Raw genomic sequence first — 14,311 nt, forward strand, 5'->3', positions numbered from 1 at the left:
ACCGATGCCCACCACGTATCTCGGCCAGAATCAGTACGGCAAGGCGGAGAACCGCGTCGTCAGGATCACCCGCGACGGCGGCACGCATCACATCAAGGACCTGAACGTCTCCGTCGCGCTCTCCGGCGACATGGACGACGTGCACCTGTCCGGCTCGAACGCGCACGTACTGCCGACCGACACCACCAAGAACACGGTGTTCGCCTTCGCGAAGGAACACGGCATCGAGTCCGCGGAACAGTTCGGCATCCACCTCGCCCGGCACTTCGTCACCAGCCAGGAGCCGATCAAGCGGGCCCGGATCCGGATCGAGGAGTACGCCTGGGAGCGGATCGCCACCCCCGGCGCGGCCCCCGCGGCCGACGGCGGCGAGGAGAAGCGGCACTCCTTCGTCCGCAAGGGCCAGGAGACCCGCACCACCGAGGTCACCTTCGACGGCGCGCGCTGGCAGGTGATCTCCGGGCTGAAGGACCTGGTGGTCCTCAACTCCACCGACTCCGAATTCTGGGGCTTCGTCAAGGACAAGTACACGACGCTCCAGGAGGCGTACGACCGCATCCTCGCCACCGAGGTCAACGCCCGCTGGCGGTTCAACTGGACCGCCGACGAGCAGCCGGCCCCGCAGTGGGAGACGTCGTACGACGAGGTCCGCAGGCACCTGCTCGAAGCGTTCGCCGAGACCTACTCGCTCTCCCTCCAGCAGTCCCTCTACACGATGGGCACCCGGGTGATCGAGTCCCGCCCCGAGGTGGACGAGGTCCGGCTGTCGCTGCCCAACAAGCACCACTTCCTCGTCGACCTGGAACCCTTCGGCCTCAAGAACGACAACGAGGTCTACCTCGCCGCCGACCGCCCGTACGGCCTCATCGAGGGCACCGTGCTGCGGGACGGCGCCGAACCGGGCATCCCGGTGACGGACTGAGAGGCAGCACCGCACATGAGCAACCGCATCGTCATCGAGAACTGCGCCGTCGCCACGGTCGACGCCGACGACACCGAGTACGCCTCCGGCCATGTCGTCGTCGCGGGCAAACTGATCGAGTCGGTCGGCGCCGGACCGGCCCCGGCCGGCCTGGAGAACGTCACCCGCCGGATCGACGGCACCGGGCACCTGGTCACGCCCGGCCTGGTCAACACCCACCACCACTTCTACCAGTGGATCACCCGGGGCCTGGCCCAGGACAGCAACCTCTTCAACTGGCTGGTGGAGCTGTATCCGACGTGGGCGCGGATCGACGAGGAGATGGTGTACGCCGCCGCCTCCGGATCGCTCGGCATGATGGCCCGCGGCGGCGTCACCACCGCCATGGACCACCACTACGTCTTCCCCAAGGGCGCCGGCGACCTACTCGGCGCCGAGATCCGGGCGGCGGCCGAACTGGGCGTGCGCTTCACCGCCGCGCGCGGCTCGATGGACCGTGGCAAGAGCGACGGCGGACTGCCGCCGGACTTCGCCGTGGAGACCACCGAGGGCGCCCTGCTCGCCACCGAGCAGGCCATCGACACCCACCACGACGCCTCCTTCGGCTCGATGCTGCACATCGCCGCCGCGCCCTGCTCGCCGTTCTCGGTCTCCACCGACCTGCTGCGCGAGGCGGCCGTGCTGGCCCGCCGCAAGGGCGTGCGCCTGCACACCCACGGCAGCGAGACGGTGGAGGAGGAGAAGTTCTGCCACGAGCTGTTCGGTATGGGCCCGACGGACTACTTCGAGTCCACCGGCTGGCTCGGCGACGACGTGTGGATGGCGCACTGCGTCCACATGAACGACTCCGACATCGCCGCCTTCGCCCGCACCGGCACCGGCGTCGCGCACTGCCCGTCGTCCAACGCCCGGCTCGCCGCCGGGATCGCCCGGGTGCCCGACATGCTCGCCGCGGGCGTGCCCGTCGGCCTCGGCGTGGACGGCACCGCGTCCAACGAATCGGGCGAACTCCACACCGAACTGCGCAACGCCCTGCTGATCAACCGGCTCGGCGGCGGCGAGAAGGCGCTCAACGCCCGCCAGGCGCTGCGTCTTGGCACCTACGGCGGCGCGCGCGTCCTCGGCCGCACCGCCGAGATCGGCTCCCTGGAGGCCGGCAAGCTCGCCGACCTCGTGCTGTGGAAGCTCGACGGCATCGGGCACGCCTCGATCGCCGACCCGGTCGCCGCGCTGGTCCTCGGCGCCGCGGCCCCGGTCACCCTGTCGCTGGTCAACGGCGTACCGGTGGTCGAGAACAGCCGGCTCACCCGCGCCGACGAGGACGCCATCGCGCGACTGACCAAGTCGCAGGCGCAGCGCCTGGCGCGCATCGCGGGCCTGGCGTAACACGCCGGTCGCCCCAGTGGATCGACCGGTCGGGGAGGGACGGCCCCCGACCGGTGGCCGGGCCCTGTCCTGACACGGGCTCCGGCAACACGCCCCCGGACCGCGGGACCACGGTCGGACCCGCGGCCCGGGGGCACCCCTCACCCACCAGGTCCGGGGGCACCTCTCACCCCGCCCGGCGCGAGGCTCCCTCACCCCCTCACCCCCGCCGCACTCACCCCCTCACCCCCTCACCCCCCCCACTCGGCCCGACGCACCCTCACCCCGTCCGGCCCGGGCCCCTCACCCGACGCACCTCCCTGAAACCGCGACTGCGCCATGTCCGGCGCGCGCCGCGTTCAACCGCCAGGAGGAAACGTGGTCACCGCTCAACCCGTCCACCCCGTGGACGCGTCACTCCCGCCCGGCAGGCTCCTCACCAGCGGACTCCAGCACGTCGCCGCGATGTACGCCGGGGTGGTCGCACCGCCCCTGGTGGTCGGCGCCGGTATCGGCCTGTCCACCGCGGACATCACCTTCCTGATGAGCGCCAGCCTCTTCACGGCCGGCCTCGCCACCCTGCTCCAGACCCTCGGCATCGGGCGGATCGGCGCCCGGCTGCCCTTCGTCAACGGCGTGTCCTTCGCGGGCGTCGCGCCGATGCTGGCCATCGGCAAGTCCGCGGCCCCCGGCCACGCGCTGCCCGCGATCTACGGCGCCGTGATCGTCGCGGGCGTCGCCGGCTTCGTCCTCGCCCCGTACTTCTGCCGGCTCGTACGGTTCTTCCCGCCCGTCGTCACCGGCTCGGTGATCACCCTGATCGGGCTCTCGCTGCTGCCGGTGGCCGTCAACTGAGCCCAGGGCGGCGACAGTTCGGCCCCCGGCTACTCCTCGCAGTCCAATATCGCACTGGCCGCGGCGACCCTGGTGATCGTGCTGGTGCTGCGCCGGCTGCTGACCGGCTTCCTCCAGCAGATCGCCATCCTCATCGGGCTGGTGCTCGGCACGCTGCTCGCGCTGCCGCTGGGCAAGACGGACTTCGGCGCGATCCGGCACGCCGACCTCGTCGGCTTCCCGACGCCCTTCCACTTCGGCGCGCCCGAATTCCAGATCGCCGCGATCATCTCGATGTGCGTGGTGATGCTGGTCTGCATGACCGAGTCCACCGCCGACATCCTGGCGCTCGGCAAGATCGTGGAACGCCCCGCCGACGAGGCGACGATCGCCGCCGGCATCCGCGCCGACGCGCTCGGCTCCGCGCTCAGCCCGGTGTTCAACGGCTTCATGGCCAGCGCCTTCGCGCAGAACATCGGCCTGGTCGCGATCACCAAAGTACGCAGCCGCTTCGTGGTCGCCGCGGCCGGCGGCATCCTCGTCCTGCTGGGCCTGTGCCCGGTGCTGGCGTCGGTCATCGCGCTGGTGCCGCAGCCGGTGCTCGGCGGCGCGGGACTGGTGCTGTTCGGCACGGTCGCGGCCAGCGGGGTCAAGACGCTCACCGAGGCCGATCTGACCGACAGCGACAATCTGCTGATCGTGGCCGCCGCGCTCGGCGTCGGCATCATCCCCGTGGTCTCCACCGGCTTCTACGACCGCTTCGACCCGCATCTGCGGATCGTCCTGGACTCCGGCATCAGCACCGGCTGCCTGGTCGCCGTCGCCCTCAACCTCGCCTTCCACCACACCGGCCGCCGCACCCCCGCCGCCGCGCCGCCGGACGCGGTGGTGCCGGACGCGGTGGTGCCAGGACCGCGCACCGGACCCGCGGCGGCGGTCGCGGAATCCCGCTGACGCGGGGGAGCGCCGTCTACCATGCGTTCAACCGGCCACAGCCAGAGGTGAGCGCTCTTGAGCCCGACCGAGCCCGCGAACGAACCCGACACCGCACCGGACGCCGACACCGGACCGGCATCCGACACCGATGCCGACGCCGTCACCCTGGTCACCGGCGGCACCGGCACCCTCGGCCGCGCGCTGGTCGGTCGGCTGCTCGCCGCCGGCCGGCCCGTACGGCTGCTCAGCCGGCACCCGCGGCCGGCGGCGGACCGGCGGCCGTACGAGTGGGCGGTCGGCGATCTGCGGACCGGCGCGGGCCTGGACGACGCGCTGTTCGCGGGCGTCGGCACGATCGCGCACTGCGCCACCACCAACGGCCGCGGTGATGTCGAGGCCACCCGGCGGCTGACCGGCGCAGCGGTCGCGGCGGGCGGCGACCCGCACCTGGTCTACATCTCGATCGTCGGCATCGACCGGGTCCCGCTCGGCTACTACCGTGCCAAGCTCGCCGCCGAGGCGGTCGTCGAGGAGTCGGGACTGCCGTGGACGGTGCAGCGCACCACCCAGTTCCACAGCCTGGTGGCCCGGCTGACCGTCGCGCAGAAGCGGCTGCCCGCCGTGCTGACCCTGTCGGGCGTCAGCTTCCAGCCGATCGACGTCGGCGAGGTCGCGGACCGGCTGGTGGAGCTGGCCGCGGGCCAACCGGCCGGTCACGCACCGGACCTGGGCGGCCCGCAGATCCGCAGCGCCGCCGATCTGACCCGCGCCACGCTGCGCGCGGCGGGCCGGCGCCGGCTGGTCGTGCCGCTGCGGTTGCCGGGCGCGCTGATGGCCGAGCTGCGGGCGGGCGGCAATCTGACACCGGGCCGCGCCGACGGCCGGATCACCTACGACGACTATCTGGCGGCCCGCACCGCGCACCTCAAGCGGGACGCCAGGGCCGGACGCGGCCCGGGGATCACAGCGCCCGGTGCATGATGTGCAGCCCGACATAGCCGAGCCGGGGGTGCCGGAAGCCCTCGGGGACCGTGCCGATCACCCGGAAGCCGAGTGACTCGTACAGCTTCACCGCGCGGGTGTTGGACTCCACCACCGCGTTGAACTGCATGGCGCGGAAACCCTCCGCCGTCGCCCAGCGCAGCGCCTCGGCGCACAGCGCCCGGCCGACCCCGCGCCCGGAGTGCGCGGGGTCGACCATGAAGCTGGCGCTGGAGACATGGGCCGCGTTGCCGCCCTGATTGGCGTTCATCTTGGCGGTGCCCAGCACCGTGCCGTCGTCCGCGACCGCCACCACGGTGCGCGCTGGCGGCGGGAGCATCCAGTAGTCCCGGCCGGTGGCCTCGGTGATGTCGGTCGGATAGCTGAAGGTCTCGCCCGCCTCGCAGATCCGCCGCAGGAACGGCCAGATCTGCGGCCAGTCGGCGTCGGTCGCGTCGCGGATGATCATGCCGGGCAGCATGCGGGACGGGCGTCGCCGGGCGCAAGCGGATTGCGCCCGGCGACGCCCTGGAGCACGTCCCCTCAGCCCTGGAGCTGCTCGTAGGCGGGCAGCGTCAGGAAGTCGACGTATTCGGTGTCGAGCGCGGTGCGCAGCAGCAGTTCATGGGCCTCGGTCCACTTGCCCGCCGCGAACGCCTCCTCGCCGATCTCCTCGCGGATCGCTGCCAGTTCGGCGGCGGCGACCCGCAGCACGAGGTCGTGGGTCGCTTTCTCGCCGTTCTCGAAGACGACACCGGCGTTGATCCACTGCCAGATCTGCGAGCGGGAGATCTCGGCGGTGGCGGCGTCCTCCATGAGGTTGAAGATCGCCACCGCGCCGAGGCCGCGCAGCCACGCCTCGATGTACCGGGTGCCGACCTGCACCGCGTTGCGCAGGCCCTCGAAGGTGGGCCTGGCGTCCAGCGAGGCGATGTCGATCAGCTCGGCGGCGGTGACGTGCACGTCCTCGCGCAGCCGGTCCTTCTGGTTCGGCCGCTCGCCCAGCACCGCGTCGAAGGAGGCACGGGCAATCGGCACCAGGTCCGGGTGCGCCACCCAGGAGCCGTCGAAGCCGTCCCCGGCCTCGCGGTCCTTGTCCGCCCTGACCTTCTCGAACGCGACCTTGTTGACCTCCGCGTCGCGCCGCGACGGGATGAAGGCCGCCATGCCGCCGATCGCGTGCGCGCCGCGCTTGTGGCAGGTGCGCACCAGCAGTTCGGTGTACGCGCGCATGAAGGGCGCCGTCATCGTCACCGCGTTGCGGTCCGGCAGCACGAAGCGGGCACCGCCGTCGCGGAAGTTCTTGACGATGGAGAAGAGGTAGTCCCAGCGGCCCGCGTTCAGCCCGGAGGCGTGGTCGCGCAGCTCGTAGAGGATCTCGTCCATCTCGTACGCGGCCGTGATCGTCTCGATCAGCACGGTGGCGCGCACGGTGCCCTGCGGCACGCCCACGTAGTCCTGGGCGAAGACGAACACGTCGTTCCACAGCCGCGCCTCCAGGTGCGACTCGGTCTTCGGCAGATAGAAGTAGGGGCCCTTGCCGAGGTCGAGCAGCCGCTTGGCGTTGTGGAAGAAGTACAGCCCGAAGTCGACCAGACCGCCGGGGATCTGCTCGCCGTCCACGGTCAGGTGCCGCTCCGGCAGGTGCCAGCCGCGCGGGCGCATCACGACGGTGGCCAGCTCGTCGGCGGCCTTGAGGGCGTAGGTCTTGCCCTCGGGGGAGGTGAAGTCGATCCGCCGCTCGTAGGCGTCGGTCATGTTGACCTGGCCCCCGATGACGTTCTCCCACGTCGGCGCGGAGGCGTCCTCGAAGTCGGCGAGCCAGATCTTCGCGCCGGAGTTGAGCGCGTTGATGGTCATCTTGCGGTCGGTGGGGCCGGTGATCTCCACGCGGCGGTCGTTCAGCGCGGCCGGGGCGGGGGCCACCTGCCAGTCGCCGTCCCGGATGTGCGCGGTCTCCGGGAGGAAGTCCAGGGTGCCGGTGCGGGCGATCTCGGCGCGCCGTTCACGGCGGCGGGCCAGCAGTTCTGCGCGGCGGGGCGCGAAGCGGCGGTGCAACTCGGCGAGGAACACCAGGGCCTCGGGGGTCAGCACCTCCTCCGCGCGGGGGACGGGTCCGGCGGCCTCGGAAACGACGGCCGGAGACGGCGCTGATGCGGACATGCTGTCACTGCTCCAGAGTGCGAGTGTGCCTGGCGCCCGCCGGGATGCGGCCGTGGCACCGAGTGCCTGCCGGTGCCTGAGCCGGTCCGAGGTACGGACGCTTCTGCGAGGTGGAGTATAGATTTCACAGTGCGGAAGTTCAACGTTTTGTGGCACCCGGTGCAGAGGGGGTCCCGCCACCGGGCTCCGACCGGTCTTCGGCGGGCCGCAGAAGCCGCAGGTCGGCCGGGGTGTCGATGTCCGCGGGGTCGCCGATGTCCCCGCACTCCACCAGGACGGTCTGCTCCGCGTGCTCGCGCAGATACGTGCGCGCCCCGCGGTCCCCGGCCGCACTGCCCGCGACCCCGGCCCAGCGCGCACCGCCGATCAGCACCGGATGCCCGCGCCTGCCGTCGTACACCGCGGCGGCCAGCGCCGACACCAGCGCCTCGCCGCCGCCGGCCGCCGCCAGCACCCGCGCCACCGCCGCCGCACCCACACCGGGCTGGTCCACCAGCCCGATCAGCGCCGCCGCCGGCGCGGGACCGGCCGCAGCGAGCGAGGCGAGACCCGCCCGCAGCGAGGACCCCATGCCCTCCTCCCAGCGCGGATTGCGCACCACCACGCAGCCGGAAAGATCGGCCGCGGCGACCACCTCGTCGGCCGCCGCGCCCAGCACCACGTGCACCGGACCGCAGCCGCCGTCCCGCAGCACCCGTACCGCGTGCTCGACCAGCGGGCGCCCCTCGTACGGCAGCAGCGCCTTCGGCCGGCCGCCCAGCCGCCGGCCACCGCCGGCCGCCAGCAGCAGTCCGGCCACCTCGCCCTTCGTGTTCATGGCTCCTGCATACCGTGACGGGGCCATGCCCGAACAGGCCGCGGTCGGCGTGGCGTGTTCCGGTATCGTCGGCGTGAGGGCCGGAAGGGGTGGTGACCGGCCGAGGGAACGGGGACTGATGGGCGCTCAGCACACCGGGCCGGACTTCGGGCGGCCGGTCTTCCAGCCGCTGACGGCCGACGACCCGGCGGAGGTCTCCGGCTACCGGATCAGCGCGCGGCTCGGCACCGGCGACGGGCGCCGCGGCGGCCGGGTCTACCTCGCGCACGCCCCCGGCGGCAGCCCCGTGGCGCTCCGGCTGCTCGCCCCCGCGACCGTCGCCCGCCCCGGTTTCGCGGCCCGTTTCCCGCACGACGCGCACACCCTGCGCCAGGTCCACGGGCCGTACGTGGTCCCGTACGTCGACAGCGGTACGGGGACCCCCGGCGATCCCGGTGCGGGCGCGCGCGACGGCGGCGCTCCGGACAACCGGGACCGCGGCGGCCGCGATCCGAACGACCGGCATCCGGACGACCGCGATCCGGACGACGGCGACGGGCAGGACGGGCGCCCCGAGGGCAGCGAGCCGGACGGCACCGGCCCGTGGCTGGCCACCGGATACGTTCCCGGCCTGTCCCTGCGCACCGCCGTCGACACGACGGGGCCGCTGCCGGTGCCGAGCGTGCTGCGGCTGGTCGCCGGGATCGCCGAGGCGCTGCGCACCCTGCACCACGCGGGCGTCGTGCACGGCGACCTGAGCCCGGCCCAGGTGCTGCTGGCCGCCGACGGCCCCCGGGTCAAGGACTTCGGTCTCGCCGGGATCACCGGAGCCGCACCGGTCTTCGCCGCGCCTGAACAGGCCGCGGGCAAGCCCACGGGACCCGCCTCCGATGTCTTCGCGCTCGGCCGGATCGCCGTCCACGCCGCGATCGGCACGCCCGTCGGCGGCCCGCCGGGTACGGGACCGGCCGACGAGGCACCGGCCAGGAGCCCCCAGGACGACCCCGACCTCAATGAACTCCCCGGCGAACTGCGCGAGATCGTCACCCGCTGCCTGATCAAGGACCCGGCGCTGCGGCCCTCGCCCGCGCAGATCATCGCGATGTGCGCGCAGGCCGCGCCGGACGCCGCGCTGCGCCGGGCCGACCGCTGGCTGCCGCCCGCACTGCTCGCCGCGATCGTCCCGGCGATGCCGCCGCCCGCCCCGCCGATACCGCTGGCCCCGCCGCCGGCCGGGCCGCCGAGCCCGCTGCACTACGGCTGGGCCCGCCCCACCGCACATCTGCCGCAGTACCGCCCCCACCTGCCGCACCTCCAGCGGACGCCCGCCCGCCGCAGAGGCGGCACCGTGGTGGCGGCCGTCGCCGCCCTCGCCGTCGCGGCCGTCGCGGGAGCCGTGGTCATGGGCCGTGACGGTGGCGGGAGCGACCACCGGGTGAGCGGCGCGGCGCCCACGTCGCCCGCGGCGGGCGGGGCGCCCAGCGTCCGGCCGTCGCCCTCGGGTCCCGGCGCCACCACACGTCCGGCCGACCCCGGCACCGGGGGCGGCGACGCGACCGGATCGCCGGAGCCGCCGCCGCTGACGCCCGTCACCCCGTCGGGACCGGCCGGCACCCTCTACCGGGGCCTCCAACTCCCCGCCGGCTACGGCCTGTCCTTCGTCACCGACCCGCCGGTGCTCAGCCCGGGACCGCTGACCGGGGACATCGGCTACACCGAACAGGCCGAGGCGTTCGCCACCGAGCCGGAACACGGCACCCTCGCGCTGCTGGACCCGCGGGCGCCCGCCACCCTGGCGGGCTGCGAGAGCGGCACCTTCGAGCGGGTCTCGATACCGCGCCGGGCTGTGGCGAACGGCACCCGGCTCTGCCTGCGGACGTCGGACGGCACGGTCGCGCTCGTGGTGTTCCGGGCCTTCAGTCCGCTGGAGGCCCCGGCACCCAGTGCCAGCCTGGACGTCACCGTCTGGCGGGTCGGGGGCCGCGCGGCCGAAGCGGGACAAGGGGACGCGCCGCCAAACCAACAAACCCTCGGTCCAGCGAATTTGGCGCATTTTTTGAAGACCGTATAGCGCGACGCCCATACCTTCGCGTTTACTGATCGGCTCCGGGCGGCATGGTCGGACAGCCGGGGCGGAGTGGGTGTGAGGCAGAAGTTCGCGGTGGGGGAGACACAGGTGGTCGACGACGACCGTGGCGGCGCGGCCGCCCGGACGGCGGCGGCGGACGGCACGCCGGCGGTGGCGGAGTTACGGGCGGCGGTGGCCCGCGTGCGGCGGGAACTGGCGGCCTACCGCCCCGCGCTGCCCGACCGGGCCGTCGCGGAGGACGAGTTGGACGCGCTGACCCGGCTCGCGGCCCTGCCGGGACCGCCGGGAAAGCTGGACACCGAGGTGCTGCGGCACTCCCTCTTACTGGTCGCCGCGGCTCTCGGTTCGGTCAGCGCGCTGGCCGAACCGGTCGCGGAACTGCGGCTCGCCGTGGAGCGGGCGACCCGGCAGCGCTGACCCTGGATGTGCTGACGGGCGGCGACCGGTGTCAGGGCGCCGGGACCGCCGGCGTGGTGTTCGCCAGCGCCGCCGACAGCTCCCGCGCGACCTGGTGCAGCACCGGGATGATCTTGTCGGTGGCCGCTTCGGTGACCCGGCCCGCGGGCCCCGAGATGGAGATCGCCGCCATGGTGGGGGAGTCGGGCACGGTCACCGCGAGGCACCGCACCCCGACCTCCTGCTCGTTGTCGTCCACCGCGTAGCCGAGGGCGCGGATCCGCTCCAGCTCGGCGAGGAATGCGTCCGGTTCGGTGATCGTCCGCTCGGTGAGCGCGGGCATGCCGGTACGGGCCAGCAGCGCCCGTACGTCCTGCGGCGGCACATCCGCGAGCAGCGCCTTGCCGACGCCCGTGGAGTGCGGCAGCACCCGGCGGCCGACCTCGGTGAACATCCGCATCGAGTGCCGGGACGGCACCTGCGCCACATAGACGACCTCGTCGCCGTCCAGCAGCGCCATGTTGGCCGTCTCGCCGGTCGCCTCCACCAGTTCCGCGAGGAACGGCCGGGCCCAGGTGCCCAGCAGCCGGGACGCGGTCTCGCCGAGCCGGATCAGCCGCGGGCCGAGCGCGTACCGCCGGTTGGCCTGCTGGCGGACGTAGCCGCAGCTCACCAGGGTGCGCATCAGCCGGTGAATGGTCGGCAGCGGCAGCCCGCTGCTGGTCGACAGTTCGCTGAGCCCGACTTCTCCGCCCGCGTCCGCCATGCGCTCCAGCAGGTCGAAGGCCCGTTCGAGCGACTGGACGCCCCCGGCGCGGTCAGCAGACACGTGCTCTCCTCGGCATGGTCGGCAGCTGCGTGGGCGTGCCCGCCGGTGGTGCGCGAGCGTACCCTTGCGAAAATTGGTTTCCGCTGTGCGGAAGCTTACACGCCCTTGACGGTCCGCGGGATCTTCCTGCACATTTCGTTCAACGGATTGTTGAAGCGGTGGTTGGAGGGTACGTGAAGGACGCGGCGGAGCTGATCCTGCGGTCGCGGCGCGTGGTGACCCCCGAGGGCGAACGGCCCGCGGACGTCGCCGTCGCCGATGGTGTGATCACCGCGGTACGCCCCTACGACTCGGCCGTCCCGGACGGCGCCCGGCTGACCGACCTCGGCGCGGACGTCCTGCTGCCCGGCCTGGTCGACACCCATGTGCACATCAACGACCCGGGCCGCACCGAATGGGAGGGCTTCGCCACGGCCACCGCCGCCGCGGCGGCCGGCGGCATCACCACCCTGGTCGACATGCCGCTCAACAGCATCCCGCCGACCACCACCACCGCGCATCTGACGGTCAAGCAGGACACCGCGCGCGGCCGGGTGCACACCGACGTCGGCTTCTGGGGCGGCGCCGTGCCCGGCAATCTGAAGGACCTTCAGCCGCTGCACGACGCCGGTGTGTTCGGCTTCAAGTGCTTCCTGCTGCCCTCCGGCGTGGACGAGTTCCCGCAGCTGTCCCCGGACGGACTGGCCGACGCGCTCACCGAGTTGACCCGCTTCGACGGGCTGCTCATCGTGCACGCCGAGGACCCGGGACTGATCGACGGCGCCCCGCGGCGTGGCGGCCCGCGCTACGCCGACTTCCTCGCCTCCCGGCCGCGCGCCGCCGAGGACACCGCGATCGCCGGACTGATCGCACTGGCCGAGCGGCTCGGCGCCCGCGTCCACGTCCTGCACCTGTCCTCCTCCGGCGCGTTGCCGCTGATCGCCGCCGCCAAGCGGTCCGGCGTCCGGGTCACGGTGGAGACCTGCCCGCACTTCCTCACCCTGACAGCAGAGGAAGTGCCGGACGGGGCCACCGAGTTCAAGTGCTGCCCGCCGATCCGCGAGGCCGCCAACCAGGACCTGCTCTGGCAGGCGCTCGCCGACGGCACCATCGACTGCGTGGTCTCCGACCACTCGCCGTCCACCGTCGACCTCAAGAACCGGGACACCGGCGACTTCGCCACCGCCTGGGGCGGCATCTCGTCCCTGCAACTCGGGCTGCCCGCCGTCTGGACCGAGGCCAGGCGGCGCGGCCACACCGTCGCCGACGTCGCCCGCTGGATGTCCACCGGGCCCGCCCGGCTCGCCGGGCTCACCGCCAAGGGCGCCGTCGCCGAGGGCCACGACGCCGACTTCGCGGTGCTGGCACCGGAGGAGACCTTCACCGTCGACCCCGCGCACCTGCACCACCGCAACCCGATCACGGCCTACGCGGGCAAGACCCTGCACGGCGTCGTACGGAGCACCTGGCTGCGCGGTGAACCCGTCGCGCGCGACGGCCGGGTGACGGGCGAGCCCGCCGGCCGGCTCATCGAACGGCCGGCCGGCGGGAGCTGACGCCCGCGGCGCCGCGGGGCGGTGGAACGGCTTCCCGGCCGTTCCACCGCCCCGCGGCGCCCCGCAGCCGCGGTACGCAGCGGCTCAGGCCGCGCGCCGCACCCGGCGGCGGTGGGCGGCGATGATGTCCGCGTAGCGGCGCCCGCTGCCCTTGATCGTGCGCTTCTGCGTGGCGTAGTCGACGTGCACCAGACCGAAGCGCTTGTCGTAGCCGTACGCCCACTCGAAGTTGTCCAGCAGCGACCAGGCGTAGTAGCCGGCCAGCGGCACCCCGCGGCGCACCGCCCGCGCGCACGCGGCCAGGTGCTCCTCCAGGTAGGCGGACCGCTCGGGGTCGTCCACCTGCCCGTCGGGGCCCACCGTGTCGTGATAGGCGGAACCGTTCTCGGTCACGAAGATCCGGCGCGCGCCGTACTCCTCCGAGAGCCGGACCAGCAGCTGCTCCAGACCGTCGGCGTTGACCTCCCAGTCCATCGCGGTCCGCCGCACGCCCGGCAGGTACACCGACTTGGCGTACGGCGCCGGACCCGTCGGGTCGTCCGTGATGACGTTGCGGAAGTAGTAGTTCAGCCCCAGCCAGTCCAGCGGAGCCGCGATCGACTCCAGGTCGCCGTCCTTGATCGGCAGGTCGACGCCGTACAGCTCCACCATGTCCTGCGGGTAGCCGCGGCCGTGGATCGGGTCCAGCCACCAGCGGTTGGTGTGGCCGTCGGCGCGCCGGGCCGCCGCGACATCGGCGTCGCGGTCGGTGGCCGGCTCGCACGGGCTGAGGTTGTTGACGATGCCGATCCGCAGATCGGAGTGGGCCGCCCGCAGCGCCTTGACGGCCAGGCCGTGACCGACGTGCAGGTGGTACGAGGCGCGCACCGCCGCCGTCAGATCCGTCCAGCCGGGGGCCATGGTGCCCTCCAGATGGCCGATCCAGGCCGAGCACAGCGGCTCGTTGAGCGTCGCCCAGTCCTTGACGCGGTCACCGAGCGCCTGCCCGACCACGGCCGCGTACTCCGCGTACCGCTCGGCGGTCTCCCGCTCCGGCCAGCCGCCCAGGTCCTGCTGCGCCTGCGGCAGGTCCCAGTGGTACAGCGTGGCGTTGGGCGTGATGCCCGCCTCCAGCAGCGCGTCCACCAGCCGGTCGTAGAAGGCCAGGCCGGCCGCGTTCACCGCGCCCGAACCCTGCGGGATCACCCGGGGCCAGGCGACGGAGAAGCGGTAGGAGTCGATACCGAGGGCCCGCATCAGCTCCAGGTCCTCGGGCCAGCGGTGATAGTGGTCGCAGGCGACGTCGCCGGTGTCGCCGCCCGCCACCTTGCCGGGAGTGTGCGAGAAGGTGTCCCAGATGGACGGGGCCCGGCCGTCCTCGTCCGCCGCGCCCTCGATCTGGTAGGCGGCGGTGGCCGCGCCCCAGACGAAATCGGCGGGAAGATTGCTCAGGTCGTTCACAGAGTTTCCCAATTCATGAGGGGTC

General features: G+C 73.2%; 11 protein-coding genes and 1 pseudogene. 7 read left to right on the plus strand and 5 right to left on the minus strand.

What is annotated here, in order from left to right; translation table 11 throughout:
• Positions 1 to 4: 4 nt before the first annotated feature.
• The 4 genes and pseudogenes from pucL (at position 5) to BM076_RS00425 (ending at position 5,038) form a co-directional block, all read left to right on the plus strand.
• The gene (gene pucL / locus BM076_RS00410; RefSeq protein WP_093711270.1) at positions 5 to 922 is read left to right on the plus strand and encodes a factor-independent urate hydroxylase; all 918 of its coding nucleotides are present in this window, start codon (positions 5 to 7) and stop codon (positions 920 to 922) included.
• 15 nt (positions 923 to 937) lie between these two features.
• A complete protein-coding gene (locus BM076_RS00415; RefSeq protein ID WP_093711271.1) occupies positions 938 to 2,308 on the plus strand; it encodes an 8-oxoguanine deaminase in 1,371 nt (456 codons plus the stop codon).
• A gap of 378 nt (positions 2,309 to 2,686) precedes the next feature.
• Positions 2,687 to 4,075 (plus strand): annotated as a pseudogene (locus tag BM076_RS00420) (nucleobase:cation symporter-2 family protein); the annotation flags it as partial.
• 147 nt (positions 4,076 to 4,222) lie between these two features.
• Positions 4,223 to 5,038 carry an SDR family oxidoreductase gene (locus tag BM076_RS00425; protein ID WP_093711693.1) on the plus strand — a complete coding sequence of 272 codons (816 nt, stop codon included), beginning with the start codon at positions 4,223 to 4,225 and terminating at the stop codon, positions 5,036 to 5,038.
• Here the strand turns inward: BM076_RS00425 and BM076_RS00430 are convergent.
• From BM076_RS00430 to BM076_RS00440, 3 genes are all read right to left on the minus strand, one after another.
• Complete coding sequence (locus BM076_RS00430; RefSeq protein ID WP_093711694.1) at positions 5,019 to 5,507, minus strand: GNAT family N-acetyltransferase; 489 nt, start codon at positions 5,505 to 5,507, stop codon at positions 5,019 to 5,021. The two genes, BM076_RS00425 and BM076_RS00430, sit on opposite strands and share 20 nt — an antisense overlap.
• Before the next feature lie 74 nt (positions 5,508 to 5,581).
• Positions 5,582 to 7,201 carry a malate synthase A gene (gene aceB, locus BM076_RS00435; RefSeq protein WP_093711272.1) on the minus strand — a complete coding sequence of 540 codons (1,620 nt, stop codon included), beginning with the start codon at positions 7,199 to 7,201 and terminating at the stop codon, positions 5,582 to 5,584.
• 139 nt (positions 7,202 to 7,340) lie between these two features.
• Positions 7,341 to 8,018 carry a nucleotidyltransferase family protein gene (locus BM076_RS00440; protein WP_177246265.1) on the minus strand — a complete coding sequence of 226 codons (678 nt, stop codon included), beginning with the start codon at positions 8,016 to 8,018 and terminating at the stop codon, positions 7,341 to 7,343.
• A gap of 118 nt (positions 8,019 to 8,136) precedes the next feature.
• Between BM076_RS00440 and BM076_RS00445 the strand changes: the two genes are divergently transcribed.
• Positions 8,137 to 10,068, plus strand: coding sequence for a protein kinase domain-containing protein (locus BM076_RS00445; RefSeq protein ID WP_093711273.1), 1,932 nt, complete (start codon positions 8,137 to 8,139; stop codon positions 10,066 to 10,068).
• 72 nt (positions 10,069 to 10,140) lie between these two features.
• Positions 10,141 to 10,503: a DUF5955 family protein gene (locus BM076_RS00450; RefSeq protein WP_265737067.1), complete on the plus strand. Its 363-nt coding sequence runs from the start codon at positions 10,141 to 10,143 to the stop codon at positions 10,501 to 10,503.
• Between the two features lie 31 nt (positions 10,504 to 10,534).
• Here BM076_RS00450 and BM076_RS00455 read toward each other — a convergent pair whose 3' ends face one another.
• Complete coding sequence (locus BM076_RS00455; protein WP_093711274.1) at positions 10,535 to 11,311, minus strand: IclR family transcriptional regulator; 777 nt, start codon at positions 11,309 to 11,311, stop codon at positions 10,535 to 10,537.
• Between the two features lie 173 nt (positions 11,312 to 11,484).
• Between BM076_RS00455 and allB the strand changes: the two genes are divergently transcribed.
• Positions 11,485 to 12,846, plus strand: a complete 1,362-nt coding sequence (gene allB / locus BM076_RS00460) for an allantoinase AllB (RefSeq protein ID WP_245795616.1) — start codon at positions 11,485 to 11,487, stop codon at positions 12,844 to 12,846.
• 84 nt (positions 12,847 to 12,930) lie between these two features.
• Here allB and BM076_RS00465 read toward each other — a convergent pair whose 3' ends face one another.
• The gene (locus tag BM076_RS00465; RefSeq protein WP_093711276.1) at positions 12,931 to 14,286 is read right to left on the minus strand and encodes a GH1 family beta-glucosidase; all 1,356 of its coding nucleotides are present in this window, start codon (positions 14,284 to 14,286) and stop codon (positions 12,931 to 12,933) included.
• Between the last annotated feature and the right edge of the window lie 25 nt (positions 14,287 to 14,311).

It is taken from the genome of Actinacidiphila alni (genome assembly GCF_900112845.1).
In the GTDB taxonomy this organism is placed as follows: Bacteria; Actinomycetota; Actinomycetes; order Streptomycetales; family Streptomycetaceae; genus Actinacidiphila; species Actinacidiphila alni.